This is a genomic window from Sphingomonas sp. BT-65, assembly GCF_026107375.2.
In the GTDB taxonomy this organism is placed as follows: domain Bacteria; phylum Pseudomonadota; class Alphaproteobacteria; order Sphingomonadales; family Sphingomonadaceae; genus Sphingomonas.
In genome coordinates, this window is sequence record NZ_JAPCIA010000002.1 from 353749 (window position 1) to 371044 (window position 17296).

General features: G+C 68.2%; 17 protein-coding genes. 11 read left to right on the forward strand and 6 right to left on the reverse strand.

Translation table 11 applies throughout. From position 1 onward, the window contains the following. Window positions 1–53 precede the first annotated feature (53 nt). Window positions 54–2375, forward strand: coding sequence for a glycoside hydrolase family 127 protein (locus tag OK349_RS16290; RefSeq protein WP_265118963.1), 2322 nt, complete (start codon window positions 54–56; stop codon window positions 2373–2375). Here OK349_RS16290 and OK349_RS16295 read toward each other — a convergent pair. Next, the gene (locus OK349_RS16295) at window positions 2372–3559 is read right to left on the reverse strand and encodes an acetyl-CoA C-acyltransferase (RefSeq protein ID WP_265118964.1); all 1188 of its coding nucleotides are present in this window, start codon (window positions 3557–3559) and stop codon (window positions 2372–2374) included. The two genes, OK349_RS16290 and OK349_RS16295, sit on opposite strands and share 4 nt — an antisense overlap. A 73-nt stretch (window positions 3560–3632) precedes the next feature. Here OK349_RS16295 and OK349_RS16300 point away from each other — a divergent pair, with 73 nt between their 5' ends. The 3 genes from OK349_RS16300 to OK349_RS16310 all read left to right on the forward strand — a co-directional run bounded on the left by OK349_RS16300 (window position 3633) and on the right by OK349_RS16310 (window position 6213). Beyond that, on the forward strand, window positions 3633–3887 hold the full coding sequence (locus OK349_RS16300) for a hypothetical protein (RefSeq protein WP_265118965.1): 255 nt from the start codon (window positions 3633–3635) through the stop codon (window positions 3885–3887). A 170-nt stretch (window positions 3888–4057) separates the two neighbouring features. Continuing rightward, window positions 4058–4801 carry a prepilin peptidase gene (locus tag OK349_RS16305; protein WP_265118966.1) on the forward strand — a complete coding sequence of 248 codons (744 nt, stop codon included), beginning with the start codon at window positions 4058–4060 and terminating at the stop codon, window positions 4799–4801. 5 nt (window positions 4802–4806) lie between these two features. Continuing rightward, window positions 4807–6213 (forward strand): coniferyl aldehyde dehydrogenase, encoded by a 1407-nt coding sequence (locus OK349_RS16310; protein WP_265119303.1) that lies wholly within the window; start codon window positions 4807–4809, stop codon window positions 6211–6213. Here OK349_RS16310 and OK349_RS16315 read toward each other — a convergent pair. From OK349_RS16315 to OK349_RS16325, 3 genes are all read right to left on the reverse strand, one after another. Next, window positions 6210–6905 (reverse strand): glutamine amidotransferase, encoded by a 696-nt coding sequence (locus OK349_RS16315; RefSeq protein WP_265118967.1) that lies wholly within the window; start codon window positions 6903–6905, stop codon window positions 6210–6212. The two genes, OK349_RS16310 and OK349_RS16315, sit on opposite strands and share 4 nt — an antisense overlap. 195 nt (window positions 6906–7100) lie before the next feature. Then, window positions 7101–8504 (reverse strand): NAD(P)H-dependent flavin oxidoreductase, encoded by a 1404-nt coding sequence (locus tag OK349_RS16320; protein ID WP_265118968.1) that lies wholly within the window; start codon window positions 8502–8504, stop codon window positions 7101–7103. Between the two features lie 61 nt (window positions 8505–8565). After that, window positions 8566–9696: a glycosyltransferase gene (locus OK349_RS16325; protein ID WP_265118969.1), complete on the reverse strand. Its 1131-nt coding sequence runs from the start codon at window positions 9694–9696 to the stop codon at window positions 8566–8568. 130 nt (window positions 9697–9826) lie between these two features. On the opposite strand from OK349_RS16325, the gene OK349_RS16330 reads away from it, so the two are divergent. Further along, window positions 9827–10516, forward strand: coding sequence for a dihydrofolate reductase family protein (locus tag OK349_RS16330; RefSeq protein ID WP_265118970.1), 690 nt, complete (start codon window positions 9827–9829; stop codon window positions 10514–10516). A gap of 29 nt (window positions 10517–10545) precedes the next feature. Here OK349_RS16330 and OK349_RS16335 read toward each other — a convergent pair whose 3' ends face one another. Continuing rightward, window positions 10546–11421 (reverse strand): alpha/beta fold hydrolase, encoded by an 876-nt coding sequence (locus OK349_RS16335; protein ID WP_372340580.1) that lies wholly within the window; start codon window positions 11419–11421, stop codon window positions 10546–10548. Between the two features lie 18 nt (window positions 11422–11439). On the opposite strand from OK349_RS16335, the gene OK349_RS16340 reads away from it, so the two are divergent. The 4 genes from OK349_RS16340 to OK349_RS16355 all read left to right on the forward strand — a co-directional run bounded on the left by OK349_RS16340 (window position 11440) and on the right by OK349_RS16355 (window position 14828). Then, window positions 11440–12831: a protein adenylyltransferase SelO family protein gene (locus tag OK349_RS16340; protein WP_265118971.1), complete on the forward strand. Its 1392-nt coding sequence runs from the start codon at window positions 11440–11442 to the stop codon at window positions 12829–12831. A gap of 59 nt (window positions 12832–12890) precedes the next feature. Beyond that, window positions 12891–14306: a succinylglutamate-semialdehyde dehydrogenase gene (astD, locus tag OK349_RS16345; protein ID WP_265118972.1), complete on the forward strand. Its 1416-nt coding sequence runs from the start codon at window positions 12891–12893 to the stop codon at window positions 14304–14306. 77 nt (window positions 14307–14383) lie between these two features. Next, on the forward strand, window positions 14384–14554 hold the full coding sequence (locus tag OK349_RS16350) for a hypothetical protein (protein WP_265118973.1): 171 nt from the start codon (window positions 14384–14386) through the stop codon (window positions 14552–14554). A 103-nt stretch (window positions 14555–14657) separates the two neighbouring features. After that, complete coding sequence (locus OK349_RS16355; RefSeq protein ID WP_265118974.1) at window positions 14658–14828, forward strand: hypothetical protein; 171 nt, start codon at window positions 14658–14660, stop codon at window positions 14826–14828. Between the two features lie 272 nt (window positions 14829–15100). On the opposite strand, the gene OK349_RS16360 is transcribed toward OK349_RS16355, so the two are convergent. After that, window positions 15101–16072, reverse strand: a complete 972-nt coding sequence (locus tag OK349_RS16360) for a helix-turn-helix domain-containing protein (protein ID WP_265118975.1) — start codon at window positions 16070–16072, stop codon at window positions 15101–15103. Between the two features lie 133 nt (window positions 16073–16205). On the opposite strand from OK349_RS16360, the gene cobA reads away from it, so the two are divergent. Both cobA and OK349_RS16370 read left to right on the forward strand, forming a co-directional pair. Then, window positions 16206–17003, forward strand: coding sequence for a uroporphyrinogen-III C-methyltransferase (cobA, locus tag OK349_RS16365; protein ID WP_265118976.1), 798 nt, complete (start codon window positions 16206–16208; stop codon window positions 17001–17003). Further along, a complete protein-coding gene (locus tag OK349_RS16370; protein WP_265118977.1) occupies window positions 17000–17296 on the forward strand; it encodes a DUF2849 domain-containing protein in 297 nt (98 codons plus the stop codon). The genes cobA and OK349_RS16370 overlap by 4 nt, the downstream gene beginning before the upstream one ends.

Consider the following 17296-nt stretch of genomic DNA (forward strand, 5'->3'; position numbering starts at 1 on the left):
GATTCTCGCGCGGCCGTCCGCAATCAAGGGGGCGCAGCAGGAGCAGGGTGCATATGATCGATGGCTGGACTCGGCGGCGCGCGCTCGGCGCCGGTGTCGCGCTGGGCTTCGTACCGGCGGCCGCGCGGGGAGCGGAAAGCCAGGCGGTTCACGCGGAACCGTTCCCGCTTCGCCAGGTCCGCCTCAAGCCATCGGTCTTCCGGACCGCGGTCGAAGCCAACCAGCGCTATCTCCTTTCGCTCGATCCCGATCGTTTCCTTCACAATTTCCGCGTCGGGGCGGGATTGCCTCCGAAAGGGGCAGTCTATGGCGGCTGGGAGGCGCGCGGCATCGCCGGTCATTCGCTCGGCCATTACCTGAGCGCGCTCGCCCTCACTTATGCCCAGACCGGCGACGCGCGGTTCCGCGATCGCGCCACCTATGTCCTGGCCGAGCTGCGCGCGGTCCAGGCGCGCCACGGCGACGGCTATGCCGGCGGCACCACCGTCGAGCGCGACGGCAAGATGGTCGATGGCAAGATCGTCTATGAGGAGCTGCGCCGCGGCGAGATCCGCTCGACCGGCTTCGCGCTGAACGACGGCTGGGTTCCGCTCTATACCTATCACAAGGTGTTCGCGGGGGCGCTCGACGCGCATTTGCACGCCGGGGTCGCCGACGGCCTGCATGTTGCGATCGGGCTCGGCGACTATCTCGGCAGGATCGTCGAGGGTCTGGACGACGCACAGGTCCAGACGATCCTCGCCACCGAGCATGGCGGCCTGGTCGAATCCTATGCCGAGCTCTACCGGGGCACCAACGACCGCCGCTGGCTGAGGCTGGCGGAGCGGATGCGGCACCGCGCGATCGTCGACCCGCTGGAGGCCAGCCGCGACGAGCTCGCCGGCAAGCACGCCAACACCCAGATCCCCAAGATCGTCGGCGAGGCGCGGCTGCATGAGCTGACCGGTGCGCTCGGCCCCGGACGCGCCGCGCGATTCTTTTGGGACACCGTCACGCGCGACCACAGCTATGTGATCGGCGGCAATTCGGATCACGAGCATTTCGGACCGCCGCGCAAGCTCGCCGGCCGGCTCGACCAGCAGACCTGCGAGGCTTGCAACAGCTACAACATGCTGCGCCTCACCCGGCATCTCTATGGCTGGAACGGCGATGCGGCCTATTTCGACTTTTACGAGCGCGCGCACCTCAACCACATCATGAGCCAGCAGGATCCCGCGACAGGGATGTTCACCTATTTCACCGCGCTCGCGCCGGGGATGGGCCGGGTTCATTCCAGCCCGACCGAGGATTTCTGGTGCTGCGTCGGCTCGGGCATGGAGAGTCATGCCAAGCATGGCGAGAGCATCTACTGGAAGCGCGGCGGCGCGGTCGCGATCAACCTCTATTACGCCTCGACCCTGCGCGCGCCGGAAGCACATCTCGACATCGACACCGCCTTTCCGCTGGACGACGCGGTACGGATCACCGTGGTGAAGCCGCCGGCCAAGCTCGCCCTGCGCGTACCCGGCTGGTGCCGCGCACCGCGCTGCCGCGTCAACGGTCGTGCGGCCGGGGTGCGCGAGGACGGCTATCTGATGCTCGCCGGCCTCGAGGCAGGCGACCGGATCGATCTCTCGCTGCGGATGCCGCTCCGCGTCGAAGCGATGCCCGACGATGCGAACCTTGTCGCATTCCTGAGCGGCCCGCTCGTGCTCGCCGGCAATGTCGGGCCAACCACGGCGCCATGGGAGGGAGTGGATCCGGCGCTGGTCACCGACCGTGCGCAGCCCGATCTGGTTCACCGCGGCGAACTGCACTCCTATCGGCTCGGTAGCCAGGGCCGGCCGGGCGACCTCGTCCTCACGCCCTTCTTCGCGCAGCATCACAACCGCACCGTCGTCTATTTCCGCCGCTTCAGCACCGCCGGATGGCCAGCGCAGGCGGCCGTCTGGGAGCAGGTCGCGCGCGAACGCGCCGAGCTCGCGGCGCGCACGGTCGACATCATCCGGCTTGGCGAGCAGCAGCCCGAAATCGACCACGGTTTCGCCGACAATGGCGGATCGGGAACCGTGCCCCATATCACCGAGCGCCACCGCCGGGTGAACAAGGGCGGGTTCGAGTTCGATCTCGCGACCGCGCCGGGGCCGCTCGCGCTCCAGGTCACCTATGGCGGACGCCAGCGTGACAAGGATTTCCGCATCCTGGTGGACGGCCGCCTGCTCGCGCGGGAACGGTTGCCCGGCGAACCGACCGTCGCGCGCAACCTCAAGACCTATACGCTGCCCGCGGACCTCGTGCACGGCAAGCAGAAGTTGCGCGTGCGGTTCGAGGCCGATTCCTGGGATCAGGCCGAAGTCTATAGCGTCCGCCTGATGCGCGTGCGCGATCCGGCCTAGTTCAGCAGCTCCACCGCCATCGCCGTCGCCTCGCCGCCGCCGATGCACAGCGAGGCGAGCCCGCGCTTCTGCCCGCCATTCTGCAGCGCCGCGAGCAGGGTCGCGAGGATCCGCGCCCCGCTCGCCCCGATCGGATGCCCCAGCGCGCACGCCCCGCCATTGACGTTGAGCACGTCGTGCGGGATCGACAGGTCGCGCATCGCGATCATCGCCACCGCCGCGAACGCCTCGTTGACCTCGAACAGGTCGACATCGCCGATGCTCCAGCCGGCCTTGTCGAGCGCCTTCTGCATCGCGAACACCGGCGCGGTGGTGAAGCGTGCAGGGAGATGCGCGTGCGCCGCATGCGACACGATCCGCGCCACAGGGTCGAGGCCAAGCTTCTCGGCGACCGACAGCCGCGTCAGCACCAAAGCCGCGGCGCCGTCGGAGATCGACGAGGCATTGGCCGCGGTGATCGTGCCGTCCTTGGCGAAGGCGGGCTTGAGCGTCGGGATCTTGGCGGGATCGGCCTTGGCCGGCTGCTCGTCCTTGTCCACCGTCACCACGCCCTTGCGGGTCTTGATCTCGACCGGAACAATCTCGCGGTCGAACCCGCCCGATTGCTGCGCCTTCTGCGCGCGCATCAGGCTGGCGATCGCGAAGTCGTCCTGCGCCTCGCGGGTGAACTGATATTCGGTCGCGATCTCCTCGGCATAGGTGCCCATCGCGCGGCCCGGCTCATAGGCATCCTCGAGCCCGTCGAGGAACATATGGTCGAACAACCGGTCATGCCCGATCCGCGCCCCGCTGCGGTGGCGCAGCGACAGGTAGGGCGCGTTGGTCATACTCTCGAGCCCGCCCGCGACGAGCAGGTCGACCGACCCCGCGGCGAGCGCCTCGGCACCCATGATCGCGGCCTGCATGCCCGATCCGCACATCTTGTTGACCGTGGTCGCCTCGACATGGTCGGGCAGCCCGGCCTTGCGCGCCGCCTGCCGCGCCGGGGCCTGGCCGAGACCCGCCGGCAGCACGCAGCCCATGTAAATGCGCTCGACCGCCTCGCCCTTGAGGCCCGCGCGCTCGACCGCCGCGCCCACCGCCGCGGCGCCGAGATCGATCGCGCTCGCATCCGACAGCGCGCCCTGCATGCTCCCCATCGGGGTGCGGGCGTAGGAGACGATGACGACAGGATCGGTGGACATGAAAGCCTCTCCGCGAGTTTGACGTTGGCCGCGATCTAGGCGCGGGATACCGCAAATGCAAAAAGGAGGCGACATGCCGCTATTCGACATCCTCAGCTGGTTTGCCTCGATCACCGGCATCGTCGCCGCATTCATGGTCGCGCTCGACAGCGGCCGCCGCATCACCGGCTGGGGGTTCGCGCTGTTCGTCCTGTCCAGCATCGCCTGGATCGGCGGCGCGCTGATGAGCGACGACGAGCCGCTGCTGTCACAGAACCTGGTGATGTTCGGGATCAACATCTTCGGCGTCTATCGCTACCTGATCCGCAAGAAGCCGGTTGATGCGTGATGCCGTCCCTCTTCGTCACCCCGGACTTGTTCCGGGGTCCACCGGTCGGCAGGCACAACCGGTGAGCATCTCGCGAAACCCGATCCGCGAAAATCTCAGGACGATGGACGAGCGGAGAAGTGGACCCCGGAACAGGTCCGGGGTGACAGAAGCCACGCGAGTGTGTGCCGATGCCTGACTGGGCCTGGCCGCTCACCCTCGCCATCCTCGGCCTGATCTTCGGCAGTTTCATCGCGACCGTCGCGCTGCGCTGGCCCGGAGGACGCAGCGCCTTGCGTGGGCGTTCTGAATGCGATTCCTGCCGCAAACCGCTGCGCGCGCACGAGCTGGTGCCGCTGCTCAGCTTCGCGCTCCAGCGCGGCCAGTGCCGGGCGTGCGGAGCCGCGATCCATCCGGGGCATGTCGCGGTCGAGCTCGCCGGCATGCTGGTGGGCGTCGCGGCGGGACTGGTCGCGCCGGGCTGGGAGGGCGTCGCGGGCGCGGTATTCGGCTGGCTGCTGCTCGCGCTCGCCGCGCTCGATCTCGCCGCCTTCTGGCTGCCCAACGCGCTCACCGGCCTGCTCGCGCTGGCGGGAATCGTCGACGGCCTGTTCTTCGATCCCGGCTGGGTCGACCGCATCCTGGGCGGGCTGATCGGCATCGGCCTGCTCTACCTCGTCGCCTTCACCTATCGTCACATCCGTGGGCGCGAAGGGCTGGGCGGCGGCGACCCCAAGATGTTCGGCGGCATCGGCCTGTGGCTCGGCGCGACGATGCTCGCCCCGGTGCTGCTCGCCGCCAGCCTCACCGGCCTCGCGGTCGCGCTGGCGGTGCGCATCTCGGGCCGCGAAATAAGGATGACGAGCCGCCTCCCCCTCGGCACATTGCTCGCGATCGCCGCCTTCCCGGCGTGGCTCTATCAGGTGGGACTATGAGCGAGATGCGCGAGATCCTCGACCGCCAGCGCGCGGCGTTCATGGCCGAGCTTCCCGTCTCGATCGCGACCCGCAAGGACCGCCTCCGCCGCGCCGCGGCGATGCTCAAGGACAATGCTGCCCGCTTCTGCGACGCGCTCAGCGAGGATTTCGGCCATCGCAGCCCGCGCCAGTCGATGATCACCGATATCGTCGCCTCGACCTCCCCGCTCCGCCACGCCGAAAAGATGGTCGCGCGCTGGGCGAAGCGCGAGAAGAAGCCGGTGCTGTTCCCGCTCGGCCTGCTCGGCGCGCGCGCCTGGGTCGAGTATCAGCCCAAGGGCGTGGTCGGCATCATCTCGCCATGGAACTTCCCGGTGAACCTGGTGATGTCGCCACTCGCCGGGGTGTTCGCTGCGGGCAACCGCGCGATGGTCAAGACCAGCGAGTTCACCCCCGCCACCGCGGCTTTGTTCGAGGAACTGGCACCGAAGTTCTTCGACGCGACCGAGCTCGCCTTCATCAGCGGCGGCCCGGACGTCGGCAAGGCCTTCTCCGCCCTCCCCTTCGACCATCTCCTGTTCACCGGCGCGACCGGGATCGGCCGCCACATTCTCCACGCCGCCGCCGACAATCTGACCCCGGTGACGCTCGAGCTCGGCGGCAAGTCCCCCGCAATCCTCGGCCGCTCGGCCAATCTCGCGCAAGCGACCGAGCGCGTGGCGATGGGCAAGATGCTCAACGCCGGCCAGATCTGCATCGCGCCCGATTACCTCATGGTCCCCGCCGAGCAGGAGGCCGCTGCGGTCGACGGCCTCGTCCGCGCCGCCTCGGCGATGTACCCCAGCCTGCTGGCCAACCCCGACTATACCGCGATCGTCAACGACCGCCATTTCGAGCGCCTCACCGCTGCGATCGACGACGCCCGCGCCAAGGGCGCCGAGGTGATCGCGGTCAACCCGGCCAACGAGGACTTCGCCGCCTCCAACGCGCGCAAACTCCCGCTCCACATCATCCGCAACCCCACCGACGAGATGATTGTGATGCAGGAAGAGATTTTCGGCCCGGTCCTCCCGGTCCGCAAATATGACAGCATCGACGGCGCGATCGCCGAGGTGAACCGCCGCGACCGCCCGCTCGCGCTCTACTATTTCGGGTCGGACGAGACCGAACGCCGCCGCGTGCTCGACCGGACGATCTCGGGCGGAGTCAGTCTCGACGACACGATCTTCCATGTCAGCATGGAGGAGCTGCCGTTCGGTGGGATCGGCCCGTCGGGCATGGGCGCCTATCACGGCGAGCCGGGCTTCCGCACCTTCAGCCATGCCAAATCGGTGTTCAAACAGTCGAAGCTCGACGTCGCCAAGCTCGGCGGTCTCAAGCCGCCCTACGGCAAGCGAACCGACGCCGCGATCAAGCGCCAGCTCGGCTAGAGCCCGCGCAGCCACTCCGCGATCATCGCCCGCCCCGCCGCCACCGCATCCGGCCCGAGCCGGTCGTGCTGGCCGCGCAGCTCGCCGACCGTCAGCCCGGCCTGCCCGACATAGTCGTCGGCGCCGTCGAGCCACTCCTCGAACCGCGGATCCTCGCCCATCTCGGCGTGGAACTGGAGCGCGAGCAGCTCGGGCCCGCGCCGGAACGCCTGGTGTGCATAGCTGGTGGTCGACGCGAGCAACTCGGTTCCCCCGGGCAGCGGGAAGGTATCGCCGTGCCAGTGGAGCATCGGCACGTCCGCGACATGCCGCAGCGGTGATTCCGCGCCCGCCGCGTTCAGCGCGACCGGCGCGAAGCCCACCTCCTTGACCGGCCCGGCATGGACCTTGGCGCCCATCGCCGCCGCGATCATCTGCGCGCCGAGGCACACGCCGATCGTTGGCAGCCCGAGCGAGATGCGGCTCGCCAGCCGGTCGACCTCGCAGTCGATCCACGGATGCGCGTCGCGTTCGTATACACCCATCGGCCCGCCCATCAGGATCAGTAAATCGGGCGTGTTGAAGTTGACGCGCGCGAAGTCCGGATCGGTCACGTCGATCCGGTCGAGCACATAGCCCGCCTCCTCCACCGGCTGGCGGAACCCGGCGATGCCCTCATAGGGCGTGTGGCGGATGATGAGTCCCTTCTTCATGCCGCCAGCCTAGCCAGCGTCACGAATGTCCGGAACCCAATCCCTGCTTTAGCCGCCGAAATCTCAACCCTCTCCCGTCACCTCGGCCCTGTGCCGGGGTCCACCGGGCGGCAAGCGATGGACGAGAGGCTCACGCGCATCATGCGCGGCATCGTGGACCCCGGCACAGGGCCGGGGTGACGAAACGAGTGCGGATCAGTCCCCGGTGAGGATGCGGTCGACCAGCTGCTTCACCGTCGGCACGAAGCCGTTCGAATAGAAGGGGTCGCGCTTGAAATTATACGCGGAATGCCCCGCGAACATCAGGTTCCGGTCGGTGTCGCCGCCATGTGCGATGTCCTGCAGCGTCTTCTGGATGCAGAAGCTGCGCGGATCGGCGAGGCGCCCGGTCGAGTTGGTCTCGGTATCCGCCCAGGACGAGAAGCTGCACTGGCTGAGGCAGCCCATGCAATCGGCCTGGTCCTTGCGGATCACCTGGCGCTCGTCGGTGTTGACGAAGATCAGCGTATTGTCGGGCGTCTTGAGCGCTTCGGTATAGCCGAGCCCGACCCATTCGCGCGCGCGCAGCAGGTCGTTGCGCGTCACCCAGAAATTCCTGCCCTTCACCCCGGCATCGAGCTGGAACGTATGGTCGCCCGCTTCCTCGGTCGAATAGGGGATCTGGCGCTCGGAGCGGGATTCGAGGTTGCGCAGGAACGGGTTGCGCACCGCCGAGGAATAGAAGCCGGTCGGCGAGAAGCGGTGGAGGAGCACGTCACCCTCCTCGATCTCCATCAGCTTGGCCTTCCAACCCTCGGGGATCGGGCTCTCCCGCGTCAGCAGCGGCCGCGTGCCGAACTGGAAGGCGATCGTGCCGAGCTCGGGATTGTCGATCCAGTCGTTCCAGTCGCGCAGATACCAGACGCCGCCCGCCATCACGATCGGCACGTCGTCGCTGATCCCGCCCTCGCGCATCACCGCGCGCAGCTCCTTCACGCGGGGATACGGATCCTGCGGCGCGCGCGGATCCTCGGCGTTGGACAGGCCGTTATGCCCGCCCGCCAGCCACGGGTCCTCATAGACCACCGCCGCCAGCCACTCGCTCGCCTTCGAATAGGCCCGCTTCCACAGCGCGCGGAAGGCGCGACCCGAGCTCACGATCGGGAGATAGTTGACGCCATAGGACGCAGCGATCTCCGAAAGCTTGTAGGGCATGCCCGCACCGCAAGTGACGCCCGCGACCATGCCGCGCGTCCGCTCGAGCACGCCGTGCAGCACGCGCTGCGCGCCGCCCATCTCCCACAGCACATTGATGTTGATCGCGCCCTTGCCACCCGCAATCTCGAACGCGCGCTTGACCTGCTGCACCGCGCCTTCGACGGCGTAGGCGATCAGCTCCTCGTGCCGCTCGCGCCGGTTCAGCGCCTTGTAGACTTGCGGGATGATCTTGCCCTCGGCGTCATAGCTGTCGGCATTGACCGCGCTCACCGTGCCGATCCCGCCCGCCGCTGCCCAGGCGCCGGCCGAGGCGTGATTGGTCGCCGCGACCCCCTTGCCGCCCTCCACGAGAGGCCAGACTTCCTGACCATTGTAGATGATCGGCTTCAAACCCTTGAACAACGCGTCCCTCCGGAAAAATTCGCGCGACTCTAGCCGCGATACCCCCGCTTAGCGAGGAGAATCAGCCCAACGCCCCTGGGCGTCCCACGGCGCCGGCATAGAGCGCGGCATAGGCGGCGATCATCGCCTTCTCGTCGAACAACGCACGAGCACGCGCCTGGTTCGCCTTGCCGACGATCGCGCGCGCCTCGGGATGCGCGGCGAGCGTCTCGATCCGGTCGCGCAGATGCACCGGATTCCAGTCGTCGGCGATCGCCGGGAGGTTCTCCGGCGCGATCATCTGCGCGACGTCGCCGACCGGGGTCGAGGCGATCGGCAGCCCCGCCGCCATCGCCTCCATCACCGCGATCGGCTGCTGCTCGCTCTTGGACGACAGCGCGAAGATGTCGAACAATCCCATGTAGCGGTGCGGATCGGGCAGGAAGCCCGGCAGCAGCACGGTCTTCTCCATTCCCATATTGTCGATCGTGTCCTGGATCGCCCCGCGCTCCGGCCCCTCGCCGACGATCACGAGCTGCGCGCGGCTCTTCATCCCGCCCATCGCGCGCACCAGCATCGGCAGGTCCTTGACCTCGCGCAGCCCTGCGAGCGTGCCGACCACCGTGTGCCCCGGCAGCCGCTTGAACCCCGGGATCGCGCGCGTGTCGGGCTTCTTCGCATAGGCCGCGACGTCGATGCCGTTGGAGATGCGGTGGATGCGCTCGCGCGGCTGCTTCCACGCCTTGACTGCGACGCGCTCGAGCAGATGCGAGGGCACGACCAGCGCCTGCGCCGCGCCGAGTGCGATACGGCGATACATGTTGCGCACCGGATTGAGGCGCATCGCCTCGTCGGCGTTGAACCCGTCCTCGTGATGGATCACCGGCGGCAAATTCTTGGCGAACACGCGCTTCGCCATCACTCCGTCGATCGCGCCCCAATTATAGGTCAGGACGAGGTCGAACTTGGCCATGAACCGGGCGATCGCCTCGTAGCGCGCGACCGAAGGCTTGCCGGTCAGCGGCGGCGGGTTCTGCGCGATCTCGTAACGGATGCCTTTGGCGATCGCGTCGCGCGCGCCATAGGCGCCGTCGACGCCCGAGACGATGACGTGGCTCGCGCGATCGCCGAACGCGTTCATCAGCCGGACGGCGCGCGCTTCCTTGCCGCCCAGGTCGAAGCTCGAATGGAGATGGAGGATACGGATGGCCATGCTGGGCGCGCTGCTTAGCGCCCAAATCCGCGCTGCGCGAAAATTTTTTGCGGCCGTGTCGATTCCGCCGCGCCCCGCTCGTCGTCAAGGTGACAGCGCATCATGGCGCTGGTGACCAAGGAGAAGAACCATGCGCAAGATCATTGCAGCCGCCTTTGTCAGCCTCGATGGGGTGATGCAGGCACCGGGCGCACCGGAGGAAGACCCGACCAGCGGCTTCGAGCATGGCGGCTGGCTGGTGCCGCATTTCGACGAGACCACCGGCGCGGCGGTGGACGAGATGTTCGCGCGCCCGTTCGACCTGCTGCTCGGCCGCAAGACCTATGACATCTTCGCCGCGCACTGGCCGCACTTCCCGACCGATCCGGACGCGGAAGGCTATGACGAATTGAACGCAGCGATCGCCCTACGCTTCGACGCGATCACCAAATATGTCGCCAGCCGCTCACAGCCGGCGCTCGACTGGCAGAACAGCGAGCTGCTCGGCCCCGACGTCCCGGCCGCGCTGCGCGAACTCAAGCGGCAGGACGGTCCCGACCTGCTGACCCAGGGTTCGAGCGAGCTGCTCCAGACCCTGCTCGCCGAGGACCTGGTCGACGAGCTGCGCCTGATGATCTTCCCGATCGTGCTCGGCAAGGGCAAGCGGATGTTCGGCGAAGGCGCGCAGCCGGCGGGTTTCCGCCTCGTCAAGTCGGCCGTATCGCCGAGCGGTGTGATCATCGCCGCCTATGAACGCGCCGGTGCAGTGGAGACCGGCTCCTTCGCCATGGAAGAGCCGACGCAGGCCGAGCTCGAGCGCCGCGCGAAGCTGGAGGACTGACCGATGGAGGGGCGGGAGTTCCTGCCCCTTCAGCTCACCTTGGCGAGCAGCCGATCGATCCCCGCCACGGCCTCGGGCTCGCCGAGGCTGGGCGCGTGACCGGTCTCCGGCACCGTCACCAGATCGCATGCCTTGGCCCGCTTACGCATCGCGTCGGCGGTAGCGGCGGAGAGGATGTCGGAGCGGTCGCCGCGCACTACCAGCAGCGGCTTGTCCTTGAGCCCGTCGAACGCCCGCCACATGTCCGGACCCGCCTCGTTGCCCGGCACGCGGAACGGCTCGGCGATCTTCATGTCATAGTCGAGCACGATGCGCCCGGCACTGGTCAGCCGATAGAGGCGCTTGGCCATCGCCAGCCAGTCCTCGATGTCATAGCCGGGATAGACGTCGCCATTCGCCTCGGCCAGCGCGCGCGCGGCGTGCATCCAGGTCGGGTGCCAGTTCGCCTTGCCGACATAGCCGCGGATGCGCCCGAGCCCGAGCGGGTCGATCTCCGGCCCGACATCGTTGAGCACCGCGCCCGCGATCCGTTCGGGATGAGTCGAGGCCATCAGCATCGTCAATATGCCGCCGAGCGAGGTCCCCACCGCGACGAACCGCTCGAGCTTGAGCTCCACGACCAGCGCCTCCAGATCCTGGAGATAGGTCAGCGGCACATAGGTCATCGGATCCTTGGCATAAGCGCTCTCGCCGCGACCGCGCAGATCGACCGCGATCACGCGCCATTCGCCCGCGAGCCGGTCCGCCAGCGCCGCATAGTCGCGCGCATTGCGCGTGAGGCCGGGGATGCAGAGCAAAGGCGGCTTGCCGTCCCCGCCGGGATAGTCGCGATAATGCAGCCGCAGGCCGTCGCCCGACCACCAGTAACCGTCGGTATAGTCGGGCAGGTTGCGCGCGGTCGCCATCGCCCCCCATATCGCGCCATGGCCGATTTCCCGCAAGCGCCGTCCTACCGGCCGGATCCCGCGATCCTGAAACTCGGCGAAACCTTCTACGACCCGGTCACAGCGGCAGACTTCCCGCAGACCCGCCTGCGCTTCCGCAACGACCGCGCCGCCGCGGAAATCGGACTGGACCAGCTCGACGACGCGGCTTGGCTCCGCCACTTCGCCCGGTTCGAGCCGCTGCCCGGCAACCTGCCCCAGCCGCTGGCGCTGCGCTATCACGGCCACCAGTTCCGCGTGTACAATCCCGAGATCGGCGACGGCCGCGGCTTCACCTTCGCGCAGATGCGGCGCGGCGACGGCGCGCTGCTCGAGCTCGGCACCAAGGGATCGGGCCAGACCCCCTACAGCCGCTTCGGCGATGGCCGGCTGACACTCAAGGGCGGGGTGCGCGAGGTGCTCGCGACCGAGATGCTCGAGGCGCTCGGCGTCGAGACCTCGCGCAGCTTCTCGCTCATCGAGACCGGCGAGGCGCTGCAGCGCAACGACGAGCCCTCGCCCACCCGCTCGGCCGTGCTGGTGCGGATGAGCCGCAGCCATATCCGCATCGGCACCTTCCAGCGGCTCGCTTATTTCAGCGACGCGGCGAGCATGCGCCGGCTGGTCGACTGGTGCCTCGCCGAGCTGTTCGGCGTCGAACCCGCGGCGAACCCGGTCGCGCAGTTCTTCGGACTGGTGGTCGAACGCACGGCCCGCCTCGCCGCCAGCTACATGGCCGCCGGCTTCGTCCATGGCGTGCTCAACACCGACAATATCAACGTCACCGGGGAGAGCTTCGACTATGGCCCGTGGCGCTTCGCCCCCAGCTTCGATCCCGCCTTCACCGCCGCCTATTTCGACCATGCCGGGCTCTACGCCTTCAGCCGCCAGCCCGACGCGATCCTGTGGAACTGCGCCCAGCTCGCGGTATCGCTGCGCCTGATCAGCGAGGCGCCACCGCTGATCGAGCGGCTGGAGCAGTTCGAGCAGCATTATCGCGAGGCCTATCCCCCTCCACTCCTGCGCCGGCTCGGCCTCCGCATGCGCGATGGCGAGGCCGGATGGCGGCTCAAGGACGCGATCGACGAGGCGCTGATCGCGACACAATGGTCGATCGACCGCTTCTTCTTCGACGCCTTTGGCGGCGCGCTGCCTGCAAGCTACGGCGCTGAATGGGACGGGGTGCGCGACGCCCTCGCCGAGCACGATCCCGTCCCGCAAGGCCGCAGCCACCCCTATTTCGCCGGCGGCGAGCCCTGTTCGATGCTGATCGACGAAGTCGAGGCGATCTGGTCGGCGATCGACCGCGACGACGATTGGCGCCCGTTCAACACCAAGATCGCGGCGATACGGCAGATGGGCGGAGCCCTCGATACGGGTAAGGTGGAATAGTCGCGTTACTTGGTGCTAGAGCGTGCCCCATCTCAGGGGGCCAGCCAAAGAAAGAACGAATGCCCGCATCGGAAATCATCTCGACCGAGCCCGCCACCGGCGCGGTGCTGTGGCGGAGGGAAATCGGCGACGTCGATGCCGAGGTCGCCAAGGCGCGCGAAAGCTGGGCCGACTGGGCCGCGCGCCCGCTCACCTACCGCATCGAGGCGCTGCGCCGCTTCGCCAATGTCGTCCGCCAGAAGTCCGACGCCTTCACCGACGTGATCGCGCGCGAGACCGGCAAACCGATCTGGGAGGCGCGCAGCGAGGTCGACACGGTGATCGCCAAGGTCGACATCTCGGTCTCGGCCTTTTCCGAACGCACCGGCCAGCGCCGCATCGACGCGCCGATGAACACCCGCCTCGCGCTGCGCCACAAGCCGCACGGCGTGCTCGCAGTGCTCGGGCCGTACAACTTCCCCGCACATCTGCCCAACGGCCACATCGTCCCCGCGCTGCTCGCCGGCAACGCGGTGGTGTTCAAGCCGTCGGAGAAGACCCCCGCCACTGGCGCCTTCCTGGTCGAATGCTTCCACGCCGCGGGCATTCCCGAAGGGTGCATCCGCCTGCTGATCGGCGGCCCGGACGAGGGCAAGGCGCTCGCCTCGCATGACGGGATCGACGGACTGTTGTTCACCGGCTCGGCGCGCACCGGCATCGCGCTCAACCGCGCCTTCGCCTCCAAGCCCGAGAAGATCCTCGCGCTCGAAATGGGCGGCAACAACCCGATCCTCGTATGGTCGACCCCCGACATCTACTCGGCCGCGGTACTGGTGGTGCAGTCCGCCTTCACCACCGCCGGCCAGCGCTGCACCGCCGCGCGCCGCCTGATCGTCGACCAGAAGCTCTACGACCCGCTGATCGAGGAAGTGAACAAGCTGATCGGCCGCCTCATCATCGGCGAGCCGCATGCCGACCCCGCGCCGTTCATGGGCCCGGTGATCGACAACGACACCGCCGACCTCCTGACCGAAAGCTTCCTCGAGCTCTCCTTCCTCGGCGGCCGTCCGCTGCGCCATATGGAGCGCCCGATCGACGGCCGCCCCTTCGTCACCCCGGCGCTGATCGACATGACCGAGGCGAAGGAAAAGCCCGATGTCGAGCTGTTCGGCCCGATCCTGCAGGTGATCCGCGCCAACACCTTCGAGGAGGCGATCGCCGAGGCGAACAACACGCGCTACGGCCTCTCCGCCAGCCTGGTGAGCCAGGACCCCAAGCTCTACGACCAGTTCTGGGCGAACATCCGCGCCGGCATCGTCAACTGGAACCGCCCGACCAACGGCGCCAGCTCCGCGGCGCCGTTCGGCGGCATCGGCTGGTCGGGCAACCACCGGCCCAGCGCCTATTACGCCGCGGACTATTGCGCCTATCCGGTGGTGTCGAGCGAGGCCGAGCAGGCGCGGGTGAGCATCGGCATCGGCCTGCGCGAAGGCTGAGCGGCCGCCGGGACGCACTGATCCTCCCGTTGCGACGAGCCGCGGAACCGGCAGGGGCCATGCGGATTATTCGCCCCGTGAAACCCCCCGCGTACGAATCCCCCCGCCCCACCCGCGCCGAACGGCTTCGCCGCGAAGCCAGCAACTGCCTTGCCATCGCGGTGGCGCAGAAGGACCTCGCGTTCGCCGCCGAGCTGATCGACGAGGCGCTCCGTCTCGCCGGCCGCGCCCGCGAGCTGGCGAGCTGAACCCGGCAGACAAGCCGATGGAACAGCTGCAATAGGTTCGCGGCTTATCCGCACGGACTGCGCCCGCTACATCGCCTCCGGGGAAATGGAGGGGATGGCATCAATGTGGCAGCTGATCTGTCTGATTGCAGGACACCGGCGCATCCGGCGCGACGTTCGGAGTCGCGGCGACCGCTACCGCACCAATTGCGCGCGTTGCGGCCGTCCGATCGCCAAGGATCCTCGCACCGGCAACTGGGTCAACGACCGGGAAGCCGCGCACCAGCAAAATTAGACTGTATCGACATTCAATCATTCCTCCCCCCGGAGGAGTGTCGGGTCGGATCGTCCCCCGGACGATCCTTGACCATGCGGGGCATGGTCAACCCGACACTGGGGACCAGCGCAGCTGGTGGAGGGGTAGTCTCCACAAGCGGGCTGGTCAGCTTGGGGCCACCTACCCCCCACCACCGCTTCGCGGCGGTCCCCCTCCCCCTCAGGGGGAGGAATGAACTCGCCTCGATCCTGAATGTCGATACGGCCTAGGCTGCGCCCGCCCGGCTCGGCTCACGCCGCGCGAAGCGCGCGCCGCATCGCCCGATACTCGCCCGGCGTCATGCCGTAAGCTGCGCGGAACAGCCGGCCGAAATGCGCCGCGTCGCAGAATCCCCAGCGTTCGGCCAGCACCGCGATCGGTTCGCTCGTCGTCGACTGGCCAAGCAGTTGATGGACATGCTCCAGCCGCCGCTGGCGGATGCATGCATTGACCCCACCGTCGGCGCCGAACAGCCGGTAGAGCGTTGACCGCGATACCCCCAGAGATCGAGCCAGCGATGCCGGGTTGAGCTGCGCCGATCCCAACCGCGCGTCGATGATCGCCAGCGCGCGCTGGCGCACGGCGCCGTCGAACGCGTCGGCGGTCGGCGCGACGGGGCGCCCCTCCATCGAGAGCGAGACCGCGATCAGGTCGAGCAATACCCCGGACATGCGCTCGCCCTGCGCGGCGGGAATGTCGTGCACCGATTGCTGCAGCTGCCGCAGATGCGTGCGCAGCAGCGCGGAACCGCTGGGCGAGATCACCGCGCCATGCAGGCTCCGCACCGGTCCAAACACCGACTCGGCCAGTGCGCGCGGGATCATCAGCAGCGCGGTGTCCGACCGCTCCGAGAAATGGCTGCCCGGCTGGGCCAGATCCACCATGATCGTGCCGCCCGTCGGCACGGCGAAGTCGGCAAGCTCGCTATCGCCGCGGGCCGCACCGGCAAAGCGGACATTGACGGTCAGCCAGTCGACATCGTCGGCGCGGGCCATCGCGGTGGTGCGTGTCCAGGTCTGCGAGCAGAAGGTGGAGAAGCCGACCTGGATCGATCCCAGGCTGAAGAAGCTCGACCTGGTGTCGAACGCTTCATGCGGCACGGTCTCGAACAGGCGCCCGAAGGACGAAGGGCGTTCGCGCCACGCGTCATGACGCTCGCGCGCCTCGATCCCGCAGGTCGAGAAGCGATGAACGCTGATCGCCGGATAAATATTTGCCCCCACCACGCCTTCCTAGCCGGAATGCGCATAACCAACAACGCGTCATCCAGGATTGTCGGATTCGGCAAAGTTCGGCTTCCGCCCCCCCAAGCAACCATCGGTTGCCGCGAACGTCACCGGGGACCATCTGCCATCCATGGCTTCCCTGCTCGATCCTTCCGCGCGCGGGCGCGTGATTCTGGTCGGTGCCGGTCCGGGCGATCCGGGCCTGCTGACCGTGCGTGCCGTCGAGGCGCTGAAGGCGGCCGACGTGCTCGTCCATGACGGGCTGGTCGATCCGCGCGTGCTCGACCTCGCGCCGCAGGCGCATCGCATCTCGGTCGCCAAGCGCCGCTCGAAGCACACCGTGCCCCAGGAAGGCATCAACGCCCTCATCATTGCGCATGTGAAGACCGGCGCGATCGTCGTGCGCCTCAAGGGCGGCGACCCGTTCATCTTCGGCCGCGGCGGCGAGGAAGTGGAGGCGGTGCGCGCCGCCGGCCTGCCCGTCGAGGTGATCCCGGGCGTCAGCGCCGCACTCGGCGGCGCGGCCGAGGCGATGCTCCCGCTCACCCATCGCGACTGGTCGAGCGCGGTCAGCTTCGTCGCTGGCCAGTGCAAGGGCCTCAGCGAGCAGGACTGGTCTGGCCTCGCCGGCAAGGGCCGCACGCTGGTCATCTACATGGGCGTGCAAACCTGCCCCGACATCGCCGAGAAGTTGATGCGCGACGGCGTCGCCCCCGACATGCCCGTCGCGGTGCTCGAGCGCGCGACGCTCGAAGGCAGCCGCGCGATGAAGACGCTGCTCGCCGATTTGGGTCCCATGGTCGAGCGCGAGAAGGTCCAGAGCCCCGCGATCATCGTCGTCGGCGAGGTGGTCGCGCTGTCCGACGCGCAGGACAAGCTCGCCGGCTGGGCGAAGAAGGCCGAACTCATGCACGGATTCGACTTGTGAAGCTGCTCACCGGAAACGACCTGCCCACGGGCGACGTCACTTGGTGGACCGGCGAGGGCTGGTCGCGCCATGTCGAGGACGCCGTCGATGTCGGCGACCAGGGCGAGGCGATCGCGCATGCCGAGGAAGGCGCGCGCCGCGTCAACGGTCCCTATGTGATCGACGCCACCGAAACCCCCGAGGGACCGCGCCCCGCGCACATCAAGGACCGCATCCGCGCGCTCGGCCCGACCGTGCGCCCGGACCTGACACTCAAACCCGCCGACCCCAATGCCGGCAGCTGGGTGATCTGA